The organism is Streptomyces sp. NPDC048514 (genome assembly GCF_043199955.1).
In the GTDB taxonomy this organism is placed as follows: domain Bacteria; phylum Actinomycetota; class Actinomycetes; order Streptomycetales; family Streptomycetaceae; genus Streptomyces.
In genome coordinates this window covers 218829-238254 of the sequence record NZ_JBICWT010000002.1, presented here as the reverse complement: position 1 = coordinate 238254, position 19426 = coordinate 218829, and the positions used below count along the sequence as shown (strand labels likewise).

General features: G+C 72.2%; 15 protein-coding genes and 1 pseudogene. 7 read left to right on the top strand and 9 right to left on the bottom strand.

The annotated features are described in order from the left end of the window. Positions 1–60: 60 nt before the first annotated feature. On the bottom strand, positions 61–1470 hold the full coding sequence (locus ACGFT2_RS04000; protein WP_393273222.1) for a lipase maturation factor family protein: 1410 nt from the start codon (positions 1468–1470) through the stop codon (positions 61–63). Between the two features lie 158 nt (positions 1471–1628). Here ACGFT2_RS04000 and ACGFT2_RS03995 point away from each other — a divergent pair, with 158 nt between their 5' ends. Next, positions 1629–3692 carry a SpoIIE family protein phosphatase gene (locus ACGFT2_RS03995; RefSeq protein ID WP_393273221.1) on the top strand — a complete coding sequence of 688 codons (2064 nt, stop codon included), beginning with the start codon at positions 1629–1631 and terminating at the stop codon, positions 3690–3692. Between the two features lie 45 nt (positions 3693–3737). Then, positions 3738–4601 carry an Fpg/Nei family DNA glycosylase gene (locus ACGFT2_RS03990; protein ID WP_393273219.1) on the top strand — a complete coding sequence of 288 codons (864 nt, stop codon included), beginning with the start codon at positions 3738–3740 and terminating at the stop codon, positions 4599–4601. Between the two features lie 3 nt (positions 4602–4604). Here the strand turns inward: ACGFT2_RS03990 and ACGFT2_RS03985 are convergent, their stop codons facing one another. The 3 genes from ACGFT2_RS03985 to ACGFT2_RS03975 form a co-directional block, all read right to left on the bottom strand. After that, positions 4605–5258, bottom strand: coding sequence for a zf-HC2 domain-containing protein (locus ACGFT2_RS03985; RefSeq protein WP_393273217.1), 654 nt, complete (start codon positions 5256–5258; stop codon positions 4605–4607). A 151-nt stretch (positions 5259–5409) separates the two neighbouring features. Beyond that, complete coding sequence (locus ACGFT2_RS03980) at positions 5410–5925, bottom strand: hypothetical protein (RefSeq protein ID WP_393273215.1); 516 nt, start codon at positions 5923–5925, stop codon at positions 5410–5412. Positions 5926–6069: 144 nt separating this feature from the next. Further along, the gene (locus tag ACGFT2_RS03975) at positions 6070–6639 is read right to left on the bottom strand and encodes a sigma-70 family RNA polymerase sigma factor (protein WP_393273213.1); all 570 of its coding nucleotides are present in this window, start codon (positions 6637–6639) and stop codon (positions 6070–6072) included. 216 nt (positions 6640–6855) lie between these two features. Between ACGFT2_RS03975 and ACGFT2_RS03970 the strand changes: the two genes are divergently transcribed. After that, positions 6856–8001, top strand: a complete 1146-nt coding sequence (locus tag ACGFT2_RS03970) for a CapA family protein (RefSeq protein ID WP_393273211.1) — start codon at positions 6856–6858, stop codon at positions 7999–8001. Here the strand turns inward: ACGFT2_RS03970 and ACGFT2_RS03965 are convergent, their stop codons facing one another. Together ACGFT2_RS03965 and ACGFT2_RS03960 are read right to left on the bottom strand one after the other, a co-directional pair. Continuing rightward, positions 8002–9426: an amino acid permease gene (locus ACGFT2_RS03965; RefSeq protein ID WP_393273209.1), complete on the bottom strand. Its 1425-nt coding sequence runs from the start codon at positions 9424–9426 to the stop codon at positions 8002–8004. A 201-nt stretch (positions 9427–9627) separates the two neighbouring features. Next, positions 9628–10104 (bottom strand): universal stress protein, encoded by a 477-nt coding sequence (locus tag ACGFT2_RS03960; protein WP_393273208.1) that lies wholly within the window; start codon positions 10102–10104, stop codon positions 9628–9630. Between the two features lie 89 nt (positions 10105–10193). On the opposite strand from ACGFT2_RS03960, the gene lysX reads away from it, so the two are divergent. Together lysX and ACGFT2_RS03950 are read left to right on the top strand one after the other, a co-directional pair. Beyond that, positions 10194–13472: a bifunctional lysylphosphatidylglycerol synthetase/lysine--tRNA ligase LysX gene (lysX, locus tag ACGFT2_RS03955; protein ID WP_393273207.1), complete on the top strand. Its 3279-nt coding sequence runs from the start codon at positions 10194–10196 to the stop codon at positions 13470–13472. A gap of 92 nt (positions 13473–13564) precedes the next feature. Continuing rightward, positions 13565–14395 (top strand): polysaccharide deacetylase family protein, encoded by an 831-nt coding sequence (locus tag ACGFT2_RS03950; RefSeq protein WP_393273205.1) that lies wholly within the window; start codon positions 13565–13567, stop codon positions 14393–14395. 32 nt (positions 14396–14427) lie between these two features. Here the strand turns inward: ACGFT2_RS03950 and ACGFT2_RS03945 are convergent, their stop codons facing one another. After that, entirely contained in the window at positions 14428–15099 is a 672-nt protein-coding gene (locus ACGFT2_RS03945) for a class F sortase (protein WP_393273203.1), read from the bottom strand. A 941-nt stretch (positions 15100–16040) separates the two neighbouring features. On the opposite strand from ACGFT2_RS03945, the pseudogene ACGFT2_RS03940 reads away from it, so the two are divergent. Beyond that, positions 16041–16445 (top strand): annotated as a pseudogene (locus ACGFT2_RS03940) (hypothetical protein); the annotation flags it as partial. A gap of 144 nt (positions 16446–16589) precedes the next feature. Here the strand turns inward: ACGFT2_RS03940 and ACGFT2_RS03935 are convergent. Together ACGFT2_RS03935 and ACGFT2_RS03930 are read right to left on the bottom strand one after the other, a co-directional pair. Continuing rightward, positions 16590–17354: a hypothetical protein gene (locus tag ACGFT2_RS03935; RefSeq protein ID WP_393273201.1), complete on the bottom strand. Its 765-nt coding sequence runs from the start codon at positions 17352–17354 to the stop codon at positions 16590–16592. A 33-nt stretch (positions 17355–17387) separates the two neighbouring features. Further along, positions 17388–17516, bottom strand: coding sequence for a hypothetical protein (locus tag ACGFT2_RS03930; RefSeq protein ID WP_393273199.1), 129 nt, complete (start codon positions 17514–17516; stop codon positions 17388–17390). 813 nt (positions 17517–18329) lie between these two features. On the opposite strand from ACGFT2_RS03930, the gene ACGFT2_RS03925 reads away from it, so the two are divergent. Beyond that, positions 18330–19295 carry an SCO0930 family lipoprotein gene (locus ACGFT2_RS03925; protein WP_393273869.1) on the top strand — a complete coding sequence of 322 codons (966 nt, stop codon included), beginning with the start codon at positions 18330–18332 and terminating at the stop codon, positions 19293–19295. Positions 19296–19426 lie beyond the last annotated feature (131 nt).

Sequence of the window (19426 nt, the reverse complement as noted above, 5' to 3'; positions counted from 1 at the left end):
GTCGTGCCCAGCCATACGAGCGCGAGCCGCTTCCCGACCTCGCGGGCCCCCGGCCGTCCGTCACACCCCGGCCAGCCGGGTCGGCGGCAGATACTCGCGCACGTACGTGCGCTCCCAGTACGCGCCCGTCTCCCGCATCTCCCGCCGGGTGGTGTAGCGGTAGCGGAAGAGGCGGGCCCGGACGTGCCGGGGCGGGGTGTCCGGCGGGAACGGGGAGCGGCGCAGGAGCCGCAGCGTGTCGCGGTCGTTCTCCAGCAGCCGTTCCACCAGGCCGCCGAACCAGTCACCGGCGTACGCGGGCGACAGCGCGGCGAACCACATCAGCCAGTCGAGGCGGAGGTGGTAGGGCGCGTACTGGCGCGGACGGCGGCGCGGATCACCGGGCTTGCCCTTGAACTCGTACTCCCGCCAGTCCGAGTCCTCCCGCGGCGTGTCGTCCAGCGTCCCCTCGACCACCACCTCGTAGCGCACCCGGCTGACACTCCCGAAGGCGCCGTAGGTGTTCACCAGGTGCAGCGGGTCGAAGGAGCGGTTCATGATCTGCCGGCGGGAGATCATGTTCCGCACCGGCTGGTGGCTCAGGACGAGCAGCAGGGCGGCGACCGCCAGGACGACGACCTCGTACCACAGCGGTGCCGGCGGGACGGAGGGCGCGGCTCCCGGCAGCCGGAGCGCGGACAGGGCCAGCACGATGGTGATCCAGTTCAGCCACGCGAAGTTGCCGGAGAGCACCAGCCACAGCTGGGTGACGATCATCAGGGCGGCCGCGGCCGAGGCGACCGGCTGCGGGGTGAACAGGAGCACCGGCACGACCAGCTGGGTGAGGTGGTTGGCGGCCACCTCGGCCCGGTGAAGGGGCTTCGGCAGACGGTGGAAGAGCCGGCTGAGCGGGCCCGGCATGGGCTGCGTCTCGTGGTGGTAGTACAGGCAGGTCAGCTTCCGCCAGCAGGCGTCGCCGCGGAGCTTGATCAGCCCGGCGCCGAACTCCACGCGGAACAGGATCCAGCGCAGCAGGAACAGCACCACGACGGGCGGGGCCACCTCGCCGTTGCCGAGGAAGGCCGCGAGGAAGCCGGTCTCCAGCAGCAGCGACTCCCAGCCGAACGCGTACCACGTCTGCCCCACGTTGACGATCGACAGGTACAGCGCCCAGGGCACCAGCCACAGCAGGATCCCGGCCCACAGCGGCACTTCGGAGTCCGCGCCGGCCAGCAGGGCCGCCGACACCGCGCAGCCCGCCCAGGCGCAGGCCGCGAAGAACCGGTCCGAATAGTGGGCGTGGAACAGGCTCGGGGCCCGCTTGAAGGGCACCCGCGCCAGGAAGCGGGGGATCGGCAGCATGCCACGCTCCCCGAGGAGGGCCCGGAACTGCAGGGCCGCCGTCAGGAACGCGACGAGATACACGGCGGCCAGAGCCCGCTGGAGGACCAGCCGGCTGAGCCAGTATCCGGGTGCGGTGAACCAGTCCACGGCGGTGCGCGCCCTTCGTAGCGGCCAGACGGTCCCCGAGTTGCCTCTCGGGCCACCGCGATGCGGACGATACCGGGGAATCACCGAGAGTGATGAGATGCGTGCGTTCGCGCGCGTGCAAAGTCGAGGAATCGGGCAAATCCTGGCAAGGTGGCCCCATGGCTGATCGGGGAGCGAGCGCCCTGTCACTCCCGGAGGACTGGCCCACCCATCCGGACCCGATCCTGGCGCTCAACCGCATGGGCAGCTTCGACTGGGACCTGGACACCGGTCTCTTCCACATGGACGTCCAGGCCCATGAGGTCTTCGACCTGCTGCCCGAGGAGTTCGACGGCCGCCCCGAGTCCCTCGCCGTCCGGGTACCGCCGCCGGAGGCGGCCCGGCTCGACGCGGTGGTCGCCCGGGCCATCAAGGACGGCAGCGAGAACTACGGCGCCTATTTCCGGATCCGCTGCCGCGACGGCTCACCGCGCTGGACGCACACCCAGGGCTACATCCGGCGCGACGGCACCGGCCGCCCCCGCCGGGTCGTCGGCATCGTCCGCGACGCCACCCAGGAACTCGCCGACAGCGCGACCCGCAGCCTGCGGGCCGCCCAGGACGAGGCCCTGCGCCAGCAGACGAACATCGTCCAGGTCATCTCCGCCGCACTCGCCCACGCACGCAGCGTGCAGGACGTCATCGACGTGCTCAAGGACACCCACGGCGTCCGCCATCTCGGCGCGGCCAGCCTGGTCATGGGCCTGGTGGAGGCCGGCCGGATCCGGCTCGTCGCCGAGGCACCCCCGGGCAGCTTCATCCCCACCTCCACCCAGGTGCACCGCATCGACGAGCCGTACCCGATGAGCGAGGTCGTCCGCACGCTCCTGCCACGGTTCATCGAGTCCCCGGAGGAGTTCGCCGAGGGCTACCCGATCCTCTGGCCGCACCTGACCGACCTGCGCATCACCTCGGCCGCCTACCTGCCGCTGGTCGCCCAGGCCCGGCCGATCGGAGCCATGGGGCTGCTGTACGACGACCGGCGCGGCTTCTCCACCGAGGAGCGTGCCGTGCTGGTCGCGCTCGGCAGCAGCATCGCGCAGAGCCTGATGCGGGCCATGCTCTACGAGCAGGACAAGGACCTCGCCCAGGGCCTCCAGCAGGCCATGCTGCCCCGCACCATCCCCTGCGTCCGCGGCGCCGACATCGCCGTCCGCTACCGTTCGGCCGCCCTGGGCAGGGACATCGGCGGCGACTGGTACGACCTGATCCCGCTGCCCGGCGGGCGGGTCGGCGCGGTCATCGGTGACGTCCAGGGCCACGACACCCACGCGGCGGCCGTGATGGGCCAGCTGCGCATCGTGCTGCGCGCCTACGCCGCCGAGGGGCACACCCCGGCCACCGTGATGGCCCGCGCCTCCGTCTTCCTGCACGAACTCGACACCGACCGCTTCGCCACCTGCCTGTACGCGGAGGCCGACCTGACCACCGGCGTCGTCCAGGCGGTCCGGGCCGGCCACATCGACCCGCTGCTGCGGCACGCCGACGGCAGCTGCCACCGGGTCCCGGTGGCGGGCGGACTCCCGCTCGGTCTGTCGGCGGAGTTCGGCCGGCTGGAGTACCCCGTCTCCACCATCGAACTCGACCCCGGGCACACCCTGCTGCTGTGCACCGACGGACTGATCGAGCAGCCCGGCACCGATCTCGACGACGGCATACGCAGGCTGACCAGGCTCGTCGCGGCCGGTCCGGACGACGTCCGCGCCCTCGCCGACGGGCTGATCCGGATGGCCGAGGAGCGGGGCGGCGACGACGACGTGGCCCTGCTCCTGCTGCGCCGCCGGGTCCCGCAGTCCCCGCGGCCGAGCGGCCGGCTCCAGCAGCACGTGGCACCCGGCGACCCGGAGGCCCTCACCCACGCCCGGCACATGATCCGCGCCGCCGTCCACGCCTGGGGCGCCCGCGACCGCGCCGACGAGATCGAACTGGTCGCCGACGAGCTGATCACCAACGCCCTGATGCACACCGAGGGTTCATCGATCGTCACCCTGCGGGCCCTGGACGACAGCCGGCTGCGCATCGAGGTCGCGGACTCCTCCAGCGCGCTGCCGCGCCGCCGCGAGGCGGGCGAGGACGGCGTGTCCGGCCGCGGGCTGCTCCTGGTGGACCGGCTCGCCGACTCCTGGGGCGTCGAGGCGCGCGGCGGCGGCAAGGCGGTGTGGTGCGAGTTCCGGCTGCCGTAGGGCCGGCCGCCTGGCGTTGTCGGTGCCGGATGGCACCCTGGACGTATGCCGGAACTCCCCGAGGTCGAAGCGCTGACGGACTTCCTCACCGAGCACCTGGTCGGCCGCCGGGTGGCGCGGGTGCTGCCGGTCGCCGTCAGCGTCCTGAAGACGTACGACCCGCCGGTCACCGCCTTCGAGGGCGGTGCGGTGACGGCCGTACGCCGGCACGGCAAGTTCCTGGACCTGGCGGCGGACAGCGGACTGCATCTGGTGACCCACCTGGCCCGCGCGGGCTGGTTGCAGTGGAAGGACCGGCTGCCGGACGGCCCGCCCAAGCCGGGCAAGGGACCGCTCGCGCTGCGCGTGGCGCTGGAGACCGGCGAGGGCTTCGACCTCGTCGAGGCCGGCACCCAGAAACGCCTCGCGGTGTACGTCGTCCGCGACCCGCGAGAGGTCGAGGGGATCGCCCGGCTCGGCCCGGACCCGCTCGCCGCCGGCTTCGACGAGGAGCGCTTCGCCGCCCTCCTGAAGGGCGAGAGACGCCGCCTCAAGGGCGCCCTGCGGGACCAGTCACTGATCGCGGGCGTCGGCAACGCCTACAGCGACGAGATCCTGCACGCCGCGAAGATGTCCCCGTTCAAGCTCGCCGCGTCCCTCACGCCGGAGGAGACCCGTCATCTCTACGAGGCGCTGCGGAGCACGCTCACCGAGGCGGTCGAGCGCTCCCGGGGAGTGGCCGCCGGACGGCTGAAGGCGGAGAAGAAGAGCGGCCTGCGGGTCCACGGCCGCACCGGGGAACCCTGCCCGGTGTGCGGCGACACCGTCCGTGAGGTCTCCTTCAGCGATTCCTCGCTGCAGTACTGCCCCACCTGCCAGACGGGCGGCAAGCCGCTGGCCGACCGCCGGCTGTCCCGGCTGCTGAAGTGAGCCCTACCGCGTCCTCAGGGTCACCAGCGGCCGTCCGTCCTCGGCGCGGACCTCGTAGCGGTCGATCTGGTCCGGGTGCATCCCGGCGGTGCCGAGCGTCGTGGTGGGTCCGGCGTCCCGGCCCGGGTCGGCCCAGCCGGCGACGACCTGCTCCGTGCCGTCACGGCCGATCGCGACGAGCCGGCAGGTGCGCGAACCGGACCCGTCCTTGACCTCCAGCCGCAGGTCGCTGCCCCACTCCGCGTCCTCGGAGGTGACCTTGGCCCATACCCCGGTCCGCGGATCGGTGGCCGCGGTGACCCGTACGGCGGGCTCGTCGTGCCCGGTGAAGGCGACCACGCCCGGACCGGCCACGGCCAGCAGGACGGACGCGGCGAGGCCGTACAGGAGACGGCGGCGGCGTGTCCGGTGCCGGCCGGCGATCTCGCCGAGCAGCCGGTCCAGCAACCGCGGACCGGGCTGTGCCACGGGCGGGACGAACCGCGGTGTGGCCCGGCGGTACAGCATCAACTGCCGTGCCGCGGGTCCGAATTCGGTCACCTCTGCCGCGCACCGGGGGCACTCCATGAGGTGGTCCTCGAAGCGGAAGGCCTCCGCCTCGTCCAACACGCCGAGCGCGTAGGCGCCGACGTCGCGATGCCTTTCCAGGGACCTCATGCCGAATCCTCGTGCCGAAGGGTGGGGGTGGGGTTACTCCTTGCTCCCACCCGTACGCAGGGGAGAACCGAATCACTCAAGGCACACACCGAATCGTGACCGAAGAGATTCGGAGCGGTACGGCACGCGGATTGGTCTGAATTCCAGACGTTCAGAAAAGGTGGATCGCGAGGTGCCCGAGGGGCAGTCCGAGCCGCCAGGCCGGTGTCCACACCTTGGGTCCGTCGTCCTCGCCGAGCACCGCGCCGCCGCCCGGTACGGCGTCGAGATCCGGGGCGAGCAGTTCGGTCTCCTCCAGCCAGCGCCAGGCGTCCGCCGCGAGCGCCAGGTCGGGCGAGGGGGTGCCCTCCTCGGCGGACCCGGCGGTCAGCTCGGCCATCCGCTCGCGCACCCAGTCCCGCCACGGCTGGTCGTAGGCGGTCAGCGACAGCCAGTTCTCCAGCTGGGAGATCACCCGGATGCCGGAGAGTTCCCCGTCGGTGTCGGACAGGAAGACGGTCAGCGCCAGCGCGTCCCGGCCGGCCCGGAACTCGAAGGACGTCGGCGGCATCAGATCGCCGGTGCGCAGCAGCTCGTCGGCGATGTACTCGGCGTACAACCAGGCCATCGGGACGGTCAGTTCTCCGCCGCCGGTGCCGTCCCTGCTCTCGTGCCCTCTGTGCAGCATCCCTTCCTGCCCTTCCTCCGGTACGTGCGCGTCGCCCGAACCCCCGGGACCCTGCCCTCGCCCGGAACGCGGATGAGGACAGCCCATTGCCCGAACGGGGGCCACAGCAAGGCGCTTTACCGAGGTTTGACCAGACTTCCGGTTTCAGTGCAGGTCGGCTGCATAACCCGGAAGGACCCGGCGCAGGGCGCGCAGCGCGTAGTACGCGCGCGACTTCACGGTACCGGGTGGGATTCCCAGGGTCCGCGCCGCTTCCGCCACACTGGCCCCGCGGAAGTACACGAGTATCAGCACGTCACGGTGGGCCGGCGTGAGTGTCTTCACAGCCTCGCGGACGTCCAGCATCGCGGCCGCCCGCTCGGCGTGATCGCCGGTCACCCGGGCGTCCTCGGTGATCGCGTCGCCGATCTCGGGCGGCCGGGCCTGCCGGGCCCGCCGGGCGTCGATCGCCAGTCGCCGGGCGACGGTCAGCAGCCAGGGCCGTACGGAGTCGAAGTCGTCGGCGTGCAGTGCCTCGGGATGCTGCCAGGCGCGCACCAGGGTCTCCTGCACGAGGTCCTCGGCACGCTGCCGGTCCCCGTCGCAGAGCCGGAGCAGCAGGGCGAACAGGGGCCGGCCGTGCTCGCGCTGGAGCGCGGCCAGCTCGTGCTCGGCGGTGGTCGCAGGGCGGGTCGCTCCCGTGGTCCCGTGGATCAGTGAGGTTCCGGCCGTCATGGCCGTATGGCAGCGCAGCGCGCGGGCGGGGGACAGGGGGCGCACACGACTCTGCGGCGGACGGTCGATCGGGGCGGCGAACGGTCGGACGAGCGGTCGGCAGGACACCGGACGGGTTAATCAGGGTGCCTGGATTGTTTACGCGGAGAGCCAGATTCGTACCCATATGCCCGACGCGGCGTTGTCTTTATATAGGAAAAACCTTGGGGTGAGCTGATGATCGGACGCAGGCAACAGGTGGCCCTGGCCCTCACTGCCGTGCTCGCGGCGGCGGCCGCCTGCCAGAACGCGGGGCGGCAGGAGTCCAAGCATCCGACGGCCGCCGTCTCGCCGGCCCGCGGTTTCACCCTCGTCGCCTCCGGCGACATCCTGCCGCACGATTCCGTCATCGAACGGGCGGCCTTCGACGGGGGCGGCGGCTACGACTTCCGGCCCATGCTCGCCGGTGCCGAACCGGCCGTCGCCAAGGCCGACCTGGCGCTCTGTCACATGGAGACCGTCTTCGGCGCCGACGGGGACTACTCCGGCTACCCGAAGTTCAAGTCCCCGCCGCAGATCGCCCCGGCCCTCGCCGCGGCCGGCTACGACGGCTGCTCCACCGCCTCCGACCACTCCCTGGACGACGGCGCCGACGGCATCCGGCGCACCCTGGACGCCATGGACCGGGTCGGCCTCAAGCACGCCGGCACGGCCCGCAGCGCGGCCGAGGCGCGCTCGGTCACCCTTCACCGGGCCGGCTCGGCCAAGGTCGCGCACCTGGCGTACACCTTCGGCACCGACGTCGGCCCGGTACCGGCGGGAGAGCCGTGGGCCGTCGACCTGATCGACCCGGACCGGGTGATCGCCGACGCCCGCGCCGCCCGCCGGGCCGGTGCCGACGTGGTCGTGGTCTCCGCGCACTGGGGCACCGAGTGGCAGGACCAGCCCGACCGGCTCCAGCTCGGCCTCGCCCAGCGGCTCACCGCGTCCAGGACGAACGGCCGCCCGGACATCGACCTGATCCTCGGCACCCACGCCCACGTCCCGCAGGCGTACGAGAAGGTCAACGGCACCTGGGTGGTGTACGGCATGGGCGACCAGATCGCCGGCGAGATGTACAACGGCCGGGGTGTCCAGGACCGGCGCGGCAACGAGTCCACCCTCGGCCGCTTCACCTTCGCCCCGCCCGCCCGGCCGGGCGGGCGCTGGCAGGTGACCCGGGCCGAGTTCGTCCCGCAGGTCTACGACGTCGACGCGGGCCGGGTCCTCGACCTCGCCTCCGCGATCGCCGGGGGCGCCGAACTCGAGGGGGTGCGCGAACGCATCAAGGACGTGGTCCTCAGCCGCGGGGCCGCCGCGGACGGACTGGCCATGGGCGGGTGATCACTCGGCGGACGGGCGCGGGGCGAGCGCCGAGTGCCGGTAGGAGTAGCCGAAGTAGATCACGCACCCCACCGCGAACCACACCGCGAACCGTACCCAGGTCTGCCACTGCAGGAAGGTGATCAGCCAGACCGAGAAGACGACACCCAGTGCCGGCACGAACGGCATCCACGGCGTACGGAAGGTGCGCGGCAGGTCGGGCTGCCGGTGGCGCAGCACGATCACCGCCGCGCACACCACGACGAACGCCAGCAGGATGCCGATGTTGGTGAGTTCGGCCGCCTCCCCGATGGGCACGAACCCGGCGATCGCCGCCGACGCCACCCCGACGATCCAGGTGACCCGGGTCGGCACGTGCCGCGTCGGGTGCGTCTTGGCGAACCACCGAGGCAGCAGCCCGTCCCGGGACATCGAGAACCACACCCGGGTCACGCCCATCATGAACGTGAACATCACGGTGAGGATGCCGATGATCGCGCCCACCGCGACCAGGTTCGCCAGCGCGCTCAGGCCCACCGCGTCGAACGCCGTGGAGAAGCCGCTCTCCGGATCGATGACCCGGTAGCTCTGCATGCCCGTCAGCACCAGGCAGGCCGCCACGTACAGCACCATCGAGATCGCCAGCGAGTAGATGATGGCCTTCGGCATGTTCCGCTGCGCGTCCTTGGACTCCTCGGCGGCGGTCGACATGGCGTCGTAGCCGAACACGGCGAAGAACACGGTCGCCGCACCGGTGAACGCACCGCTCACCCCGAACGGGAAGAACGGATGGTAGTTCCCGGTGTCGATGTGGAACACGCCCACCGCGATCACCACCAGCACCACCAGCACCTTGAGCGCGACCACGACCGTCTCGAACCGGGCCGCGCTGCGCATCCCCAGATTGAGCAGCCAGGCGATCAACAGGCACAGCAGGGCCGCGATCAGGTCGACCCGGTGGCCGCCTCCGGTGCCGGGCGCGCCCTGCAGCCAGTCGGGCAGGTCGGCACCCAGGTTCTCGACGAGGAAGCCGAAATAGCCGGAGATCCCGATCGCCACCACGGCCACGATCGCCGTGTACTCCAGCAGCAGGTCCCAGCCGATGAACCAGCCCGCGAACTCACCGAGCACCGCATAGCCGTACGTGTACGCCGACCCCGCCTTCGGGATCAGCCCGGCGAACTCCGCGTACGACAGCGCGGCGCAGGCGCTCGCGACGCCGGCGATCAGGAAGGAGACCAGCACAGCCGGCCCGGCGATGCCGTGGGCCACCGTGCCGGCCAGCGTGAAGATGCCCGCGCCGATGATGCCGCCCACGCCGATCGCGGTGAGCTGCCAGAGCCCCAGCGACTTGTCCAGCCCGCCGCCCCCGCCGACCTCCGTCTCCTCGATGTGTTCGATGGGTTTGCGACGGAGAATCCCCTCACCCATACGGAGCCTGGCCATGCGCCTCACCTCTTCGCCCGTGGCAAACGGCTGACGGCGGATCATGATGTCCCAGGGCCGCCCCGGACGGAAGCCGCCACGCACGGCCCGGGCCGGCTGTGAGGCCCGACGGGCGGTGTGCCGGGCGTCCTCACCGCCCCGCGCCACCGCGCTCGCTCGCCGGGGGCCCGCTCCTCGCGGCCCCTCCGCCGCCGCGGCGCCCTACGGGACGACCGTCACCGGCCAGCGCCCCGCCTTCACCAGCCGGACCGCCACCGAGCCGATGATCCGGTGCCCGGCCTGCTCCGAGGCACCCACCACCACCGCGTCCGCCTTCAGTTCGCCGGCCGCCTTCACCAGACCGTTGTAGGGGTCGCCGGGGAAGGTGTGGAACTCCCAGCGCACCTCGAATATCCCCCTGACCCGCTCGGCGGCCTCCCGGATCTGCGTGATCAGGTCCTCGGCGATCTCATCGGTCGTCTCCGCCACCGGCGCCCCGAGCGCCGCGCCGGCCGCGAGCACCGGCTGCACGTACACCACGGCCAGCAGCGCGTGCTGGCGCCGGGCCAGCCCGCCCGCGTAGGCCGCGGCACGCAGCGAGGAGTCGGACCCGTCCACACCGACCATGATGACCTTCGGCCCGTCCGTGCCCCGCTCGAACCGGTGCGAGCGCTCGTCCTCTTCGTGCTGTTCCGTCACGGCCGTGAGGCTATCGGAACCCGCCGTTCCAGCCGAGTCCGGGCCCGCTCGACGGGCGAGCCGCCCGGCCCCTTCCTACAGTCGGAACCATGACCGCCACCGCGGAGCCCGGCGCACGCAGGCACGCCCCGGCGCCGGCACCCCCTCCCGCCGGCCGGCACCTCGGCTGGGTGCCGGAGACCTTCGCGACCCTTTTCGGCGCGCTCGGCCTGCTGTGCGCACTGCTCGCGGTCATCGCCCCGCTGCGCGGTCCGCTCCGCCCGGTCGCCCACACCCTCGACCTGCTCCTGGTCCCCATCAGCGCCAACCTCGCCTACGCCGTCTTCCTGTTCCTGCTGGCCGGCGCCACCGCCGCCCGCAAGAAGATCGCCTGGTGGCTGGTGGTCGTCTACCTGGCCCTGCTGATCGTCACCGACGCCCTCGGCGCGGCGCTCGGCCTGTACGCCCAGTCACTGCCGTCCCTGGTGCTGTGCGCCCTGCTGCTGCTCCTGCTGGTCGTCGCCCGCAGCGAGTTCTACGCCGCCTCCCGCCACGGTGCCGTACGGCGGGCGCTCGGCGTCCTGCTGGCCGGACTCGTCGCCGCCGTCCTGCTCGGCTGGGGCCTGGTCTCGCTCTTCCCGGGCACCCTGCCGCAGAGCCAGCACCTGGCCTGGGCCGCCGACCGGGTGTGCGGCGGACTGGTCGCCAACAGCTCCTTCGACGGCCGCCCGGCCCGCCAGGTCACCTTCGTCCTCGGCCTGCTCGGCGCGCTCGCGCTGCTGAACGCCGTCGTCACGCTGTTCCGCTCCCAGCGCCTCGAGGCCGCCCTGCACGGTGACGAGGAGGCCCGCATCCGCGCGCTGCTGGCCGCCTACGGCGAGCGGGACTCCCTCGGCTACTTCGCCACCCGCCGGGACAAGGCCGTCGTCTTCTCACCCAGCGGCAAGGCCGCCGTCGCCTACCGCGTGGAGGCCGGGGTGTGCCTGGCGGGCGGCGACCCCGTCGGCGACCCGGAGGCCTGGCCGCGGGCCATCGAGGCCTGGCTGGAGGCGGCCCGCCGGCACGCCTGGGCGCCCGCCGTGATGGGCGCCTCCGAGGACGGCGCCCGCGCCTACGCCCGTGCCGGGCTCGGCGCCCTGCAGCTCGGTGACGAGGCGATCGTGCACGTGGCCTCCTTCGATCTGAGCGGCCGGGACATGCGGGTCACCCGGCAGGCCGTGCACCGGGTCCGCCGCACCGGCGCCACCTGCCGCATCCGCCGCCACGCCACCCTCACCGAGCGCGAGATGGAGGAGATCGTCACCAAGGCCGACGCCTGGCGGGACACCGAGACCGAACGCGGCTTCTCCATGGCCCTGGACCGGCTCGGCGACCCCGCCGACGGGGACTGCCTGCTCGTCGAGGCCCTCGGCGACGACGGCCGGCTCCTGGCGCTGCTCTCCTTCGTGCCCTGGGGCCGCGAAGGCGTCTCCCTGGACCTGATGCGCCGTGACCGCACGGCGCCCAACGGGGTGATGGAGTTCATGGTCACCGAACTGTGCGCCGCCGCGCCCAGACTCGGCGTGCACCGGATCTCGCTGAACTTCGCCGTCTTCCGGTCCGTCTTCGAGGAGGGCGCCCGCATCGGCGCCGGCCCCGTCCTCCGGCTCTGGCGCCGCCTGCTGCTGTTCTTCTCCCGCTGGTGGCAACTGGAGGCCCTGTACCGCTCCAACGCCAAATACCGTCCCGAGTGGTACCCGCGCTTCATCTGCTACGGCGAGACCGCCTCCCTCGCCCGCATCGGCCTCGCCTCCGGCATCGCCGAGGGCTTCGTGTCCGTACCGTCCCTGCGCAAACTCTGGGGAAAGGGGCACCCGAAGACCGGGCGGCGGCCCGCCGGCACCGAGGGGCTGCCGTCCCTGACGGCGCTCGGCCTCGACGGAGGGGACCAGGCCGGGCCCGCAGCCCCGGACGCGGGCCTGCCCGAACAGGTCCGCGTCCGGCACCGCACGCTCGACCGGCTGCGCGCCGCCGGCACCGACCCCTACCCCGTCGGAGTCCCCGCCCCCACCCACGCCCTCGCCGACCTCCCGCCCGGTGAGGACGTCACCGTGGCCGGACGCGTCATGCTGGTCCGCGACTTCGGCGGCATCGTCTTCGCCGTACTGCGCGACTGGTCCGGCGACCACCAGATCGCCCTCACCCGCGACGGCTCCGGCGCCGCCCTCGACCGCTTCACCCGCGACACCGACGTCGGCGACCACATCACCGCAACCGGACACACCCGGCCGAGCGACCGGGGTGAACCCACGGTCTTCGTCACCTCCTGGCAGCTCACCGGCAAGTGCCTGCACCCCCTGCCCGACAAGCACCGCGGACTCACCGACCCCGAGACCAAGGTCCGCCGACGCTACCTCGACCTCGCGACCGGCCCCGGAACCCGCGCCGTGCTGCGCGCCCGCTCCGCCGCCGTGCAGGCACTGCGTCAGGGCCTGCTGGAGCGCGGCTACATCGAGGTGGAGACCCCGATGCTCCAGCAGATCCACGGCGGCGCCAACGCCCGCCCGTTCACCACCCACATCAACGCCTACGACCTCGACCTGTACCTGCGCATCGCGCCCGAGCTGTATCTGAAGCGGCTGTGCGTGGGTGGCCTGGAGAAGGTGTTCGAACTGGGCCGCACCTTCCGCAACGAGGGCGTCTCCCACAAGCACAACCCCGAGTTCACGATGCTGGAGGCCTACCAGGCCCACGCCGACTACGACGTCATGCTCGACCTCGTGCGCGAGCTGATCCAGGCCGCCGCGACCGCGGCCTTCGGCTCCCCGGTGGCCCGCAGGGACGGCGAGGAGTACGACATCTCCGGGACCTGGCCGGTGAAGACCGTGCACGGGGCGATCTCCGAGGCGCTGGGCGAGGAGATCGGCCCCGGCACCGAGCTGCTGCGGCTGCACCGGCTGTGCGACCGCGCGGGCGTGCCGTACACCGCCGACGACGGGCCTGGTGACGTCGTGCTGGAGATGTACGAACGGCTGGTCGAGGAGCGGACCGGACTGCCCACGTTCTACAAGGACTTCCCGACCGACGTCTCCCCGCTCACCCGGCAGCACCGCACCGACCCCCGGCTCGCCGAACGCTGGGACCTCGTCGCCTTCGGCACCGAACTGGGCACCGCCTACTCCGAGCTGACCGACCCCGTCGAACAGCGCCGGCGCCTCACCGAGCAGTCGCTGCTGGCCGCCGGCGGCGACCCGGAGGCCATGGAACTGGACGAGGACTTCCTCCAGGCCCTGGAGTACGCGATGCCCCCGACCGGCGGGCTCGGCATCGGTGTCGACCGGCTCGTCATGTTCCTCACCGGCCTGACCATCCGGGAGACGCTCCCCTTCCCGCTCGTACGCCGCCGCTGAACCCGCCGCCGATTGCGCCGTCCGGGCGTATTCGCGCCGCCGCACCGGTGGCGTTGCGGTGCGCCGGAGTCCGACGGGGCGACTGATGAGTCATGCAGAAGGATCAGTTGTTCACGCGGCGCCGGATGCTCCTCGCCGGCGCCGCCGCCGTGGGCGCCGCGGGCACCGCCGGGCTCGTCCTCGCAGGCGGCGAGGAGACCGCCCGGACCGCAGCTCCTGTCGCCGGACCACAGGCCCGCCAGGCACTCAAACCCTCCGCCTTCCGGCTCCAGCCGCTCACCGGCTACGGACCGCCACGCCGGGCGCCCCGCAAGCTGAAGGTGCGCAAGGAGCCCATCCTGGAGATCTCCGGGCGCGGCCGGCGCATGATGCTCACCTTCGACGACGGCCCCAATCCGAACTACACCCCGCACATCCTGGACACCCTCGCCAAGTACGACGTCCGGGCCATGTTCTTCGTGTGCGGCGAGTGTGTGGTCGACAACCGGGAACTCCTGGCCCGGATGGCCGACGAGGGCCATGTCGTCGGCAACCACACCTGGACGCACCCGCTGCTGACCTCCCTGGGCCGCAAGGAGATCCGCTCCGAGATGGAGCGCACCAGCGACGTCATCGAGGACACCTACGGCGAGCGCCCCCAGTGGTTCCGCGCCCCCTACGGCGCCTGGAACCGCGCGGCATTCCAGCTGGGCGCCGAGATGGGCATGGAGCCGATGGCCTGGACCGTCGACACCACCGACTGGGAGGTGCCCGGCACCGGCACCATCATCGACCGGGTGGAGAGCGGAGCCGCCCCCGGCGTCGTGGTGCTCTCGCACGACGCCGGGGGCGACCGTTCACAGACCGTCCGGGCGATCCGGGAATGGCTTCCCTATCTGATCGACTCCGGATACCACCTCACCGTGCCGCCCCGCCGTACCTGACGGGTGCCGTCCGCCCGTCTGGTGACGCGGCCTCAGGTGACCGCGACCAGGCGGGCGAAGGCGACGACGTTGCCGTCGTAGCCGTTCTGCTTGGAGAAACCGCCGCCGCAGGTGATGACGCGCAGCTCCGGAGTCCCCTTCGAGCCGTACACGCGGTCGCCGGGGAAGCCGCTCTTCGAGAAGACCTCGACCCCGTACACCTCGAACACGGCGGTCTTCCCGTCCTGGCGCGTCACCGCGACCTGGTTCCCCTTCTTCAGGGCCCCGAGGCCGTAGAACACGGCGGGGCCCTTCTGGTTGTCGACGTGGCCGACGACGACGGCGGTGCCCTTCTCGCCGGGGGAGACCGCGCCGGTGAACCAGCCCGCCAGGTTGGGATCGTCCGGCGGGGGCGCGGCCACCCAGCCGTTGGCGTCCAGCCCGACCGGCATGACCGGCGCGTCGACCTGGATGGCCGGGATCCGGATCCGGTCGGCGGCGGAGAACGCCAGCGAGAGGGGCGCCGCGGCCACCGGGCTCGGGGTGTTACGGATGTCCGGTGCCACCGCCGAGGCCGGCTGCGGTGGGCCGGCGTCGAACTCTCCCGAACCGTTCCGAATGAGCGCGAGGCCGGTCAGCAGAACAAGCGCTATCACGCCCCAGGGGGCGCGCCTCTTCCGCCGTTCCTCCTCTTCGGCAAGTTCCGCCCACTCGGACGCGTACATTCGTCATCCCCTCTCGTCGCGGCCGTCGCCACGTCCGTCGCGCATGGGAAAACGCTAAGTCCCGCGCGGGCGACGGGCGACGGGTCGACGGGCGAACGGGTGGCCCGGCGCTTTCCCGGTGCGCCATCCGAGTTGCAGCCTTCAGGAATTTTCTGACGGGGCGTGACCTGCAGTAATGTCTGATTGTGTGGTTTTCGTTCGGCGTGTTGCCTCACCAGGACGGACCATTCTCGAAATGCGGGCGTGTTCCAGGGGTCTGAGGGTCATTCCGGGAGGTGTTTTCTCGCCGATCGACCGGGGACGGGACCCGGGCGCCTCCCGCGGAGGATCACATGCGAAACCAACGTGCCCTGGCGGCCGCGTGCGCCGCGGTTGCCGCGATCGGGTTCGTCGCCCCCGTGGCCGTCGCGGACGGCATGGGCAACGGGGGCGGCCCGAGCACCACCAACAACAACGGCACGGCCATCGTCCCCGGCACCGGCGTGGGAGGCATCGCGGGCATCGGGGGCGTCGGGGGCGTCGGCGTCATCGGAGGTGTCGGCGGAGTGGGGGGCGTCGGGGGTGTCGGCGGCGTCGGCGGTATCGGCAACGGCAACGGCTTCGGGAACGGGAACGGCAACTTCGGCAACGGCAACTTCGGCAACGGGAACGGCAACTTCGGCAACGGCAACGGCAACGGCAACGGCTTCGGAAACCGGCATCAGAACGGTTTCGGCAACGGCAACGGGCACGGGAACGGATTCGGGAACGGCAACGGGAACGGCAACGGGCACGGGTTCGGGAACGGCAACGGGAACGGGAACGGGCACGGCAACGGGAACGGCCTGGGTGACGATTTCGGCCGCGGTGACGACTTCGACGGTGGCAATTTCGGCGGAGACAATTTCGGTCGCGGAGAGGACGGCTTCGAGGAAGGGCTCGGAGGCGACTTCGGCGGCCGGGGAGGCAACGGCAACCCGCGCGACATCGTCGCCAGGCCCAGCGTGGTCCCGGCGGGGGGCCGGCTCACCGTCACCGTGGACGGCTGCCGGGGCGGCGCGATGACCTCCCGTGCCTTCCGCACCGCGCCGCTGGCGCCGGTGCGCGGCAACGTCTCGCGGGGCGTCGTCTTCGTCGACCGCGGTGCTCGTCCCGGCCGGTACGACATCACCGTCCGCTGCGGCGGCCTCACGCTGACACGTCCGAGGGCCTTCGCCGTGCTCGGCGGTGTGCAGGGTGGCCTCGGCGGCAGCAGGACCGTCGGCGCGACGCCCGAGGACACGGCCATCGGTGGCGGTCTGGTGGCGCTGGCCGTCTTCGGCGGTGGCGCGTTCTGGGTGCGCCGCCGGAACGAGCGGGGCGTCTGAGCCCGCCTGCCCGCCCCCGCGGGACGGCGTGGCGCGCACGTGCGACAGGCCTGTGCCCCGGTACCTCGTGGGAACCGGGGCCGAGGCCTGCCGTGACGCGCCGGTGGTGCCGACCGCGGGCTACGGCTATGCCGTGACGTGCGGCTATGCCGTGATGTTCGGAAACAGGTTGAAGAACGGCTCCGCGTTCACCGCGATGCCCCGGCTGTAGGGGGCGTCGAAGTCCCAGATGAGGAACAGCATGAAGGCGATGGTCGCGGAGAAGAGCCCGGCCAGCACCAGCTCCCTGCTGGTCCGCCGGATCTGCAGTGCGAACACCATGCCCACGGTGATCAGCGCGCCCGTGATCAGCCCCCACCACACCACCGGCGGCATGGTGGCCCCGGTGGAGTCGGCGCGCGCGTTGCGGGCCTGGTCGGCGGCGGCCATCTGGTCCAGCACCGGCTGGTAGGCCTGCGCCTCGAAGTCGTTGCGCGGCTGGTAGTCGGTCACGTCCTCCCGGACCTTCTGGAGCAGGTCGGCGCCCCGGTCGGTGACCTGACCGTCGCGCTCCATGGTCTTCCACTCGGTGTGCACCACGTAGCCGGCATAGGCGTCGATGTCGTTCCGGATACGGTCGCGGACGTCGGGCGGATACACCCGGACCCGCGCCGAGATCTCGTGCAGCGCCTGGGCTTCGGCCTGCACATGGTCCTGGGCGGAGTTGCGCGCCTCCCACACGCCCGCGATGGCCAGGCCCAGGACGATGGCGTACACGACGCCGATCCACATCGTCATGTACTCGATGACGTCGGGGGTCTCACTGGGGTCCTCGTCCTCGGGGGCCCTCTTGTGCCGCACCACGGTGACGAGCACCACCACGGCACAGGCCCCCAGGATCGCGAGGACGAGAACAAGCCAATCCGACAACAGGTGCCTCCAGGTGTGAGCGGGGCCGGCGCCTCAGCGCGGGCGCAGCGCCGCGACGGCGACGATCGCGGGAACGGTGATGAGCAGGACATAGGTGACCGGTGCGGTGTGACCGGGCGCGGGGCGGCTGACGGCATGGGGGTGGTACACCGGGTAGCTCACCGGCGTCACCGGCGGCCGCGGCACCGGCTTGGGCGCCGGCTTGGGCGCGGGAGCGGGCTTCGGCGGCGGCAGGGGCGGAGGCGTCGGCCTGGGCGCCGGGGGCGCCTGGGCCGGCCTGGGCGGCGGCTTGGGCGCGGGAGCGGGCTTCGGCGGCGGTTTCGGCTTCGGTTTCGGCTGCGGTGTCGGCGTCGGCGTTGGCGTCGGTGGGGGAGGGGGCGGCGGTGGCGGGGGAGGCGTCGGGGTCGGAGTCGGGGTCGGCGTGGGCGTGGGCGGGCACGGCGGCGGGGTCGGCATCGGGCAGGGCGGCGGAGGGGGCCAGTGGTGGCCGTGATGGCCGTGATGGCCGTGGTGGCCGTGGTGGCCACCGGCGTAGGCCACCGCCACCGTGCCGTCCGAGCCCGTCGAGGCGTACGCGCAGGCGTCGGCCGAGGCGCTGCCGACCGGGCAGCCCACCAATGTCCAGGTCAGCGTCAGCAGAGCCAACGCCCGTGTGGTGGGCGCGCAACGGGTCACTTCGGGTCCATGCACGACGAGATCATGGGGTCCGAAACGCGGTCGTACGCCGTGGTGCGCCGGGATTGCTCCGAAGGGGGGACATAGTGCGATCAATGGTTTGACCGCGGAAGCGGGGTGGCCGCCGTGAAACGTACGCCCGTGCGAGCCCCGGCCGGCGGCCCGCGGCACGGTGTCCGGAAAGAAAAACCCGAAGAACTTCCCGTCCCGTTGAACGCTCCGGCCCCTCCGCCGCGTACCCATGGCCGTGCGGCGGCACGCAGGGCGCTGCAATATCCAGGCGATAATGGGGAGTTGACCATGAAGACCTCCTGGCGGACCGCCGCACTGGTGGCCACGGCCGCTTCGGTGCTGGCGCTGACGACGGCGTGCGGTCAGGACAACGCCGGCGCTCCCGCGTCGTCGGCCCAGAACGTCGGGGCCACGGCGCCCGCGGGCGGCTACGGCAGCACCGGCACCGCGACCACGGCCGGCGCGGGCAACGGCTACGGCGCGGACGGCAGCCAGAGCTCCGCTTCCCCCACCCAGGCGGCCCCCGCGGGCAAGTTGACCGTGGCCGCCAACCCCGAGCTGGGCAAGGTGCTGACCGACGGCTCCGGTCTCACCCTGTACCGGTTCGACAAGGACGTCGCCGATCCGCCCAAGTCGAGCTGCGACGGCGACTGCGCCACCACCTGGCCGCCGGTACCCGCCGGTGACGCCTCCGCCGGCGCAGGCGTCGACAAGGCGATGCTCGGCGAGGTCACCCGAGCCGACGGCAGCAAGCAGCTCACCATCGGCGGCTGGCCCGCCTACCGTTACGCCAAGGACGTCAACGCGGGCGACGCCAACGGCCAGGGCGTGGGCGGGAAGTGGTTCGCGCTCGCCGCGGACGGCAAGAAGGCGTCCCTCGCCTCGCTGCCCGGTCTGTCCGTCCGCAAGGACTCCAAGCTGGGTGACCTGGTCGTCGACAAGAACGGCATGACGGTCTACCGCTTCATGAAGGACCAGGCCTGGCCCAAGTCCGTCTCCAACTGCACCGGCGCCTGCCTGGGGAAGTGGCCGGCCGTCGAGCCGGTCAGCGCCGACAACACCGAGGGCGTGAAGAAGAAGGGGCTCATGCCCTTCACCCGGTCCGACGGCAGGGAGCAGATGACGGTCAACTGCTGGCCGATCTACACCTTCTCCGGTGACAAGGCCCCCGGGGACACCAACGGTCAGGGCGTGGGCGGCACTTGGTACGCCGTCTCGCCCGACGGCAAGCCGGTCGGCGCGCCGGGCAAGTAGATCACCTCCCCAGGGTCGATCGCCCCGCCCGCCCGGCGCGCCGCCCGCAGGTCCGCCCCCTCCGCACCGCACGGAGGGGGCGGACCGTTGTGCGGGTCGTGCGCCTATGCGTCGTTTGCCACCGGTTGCCG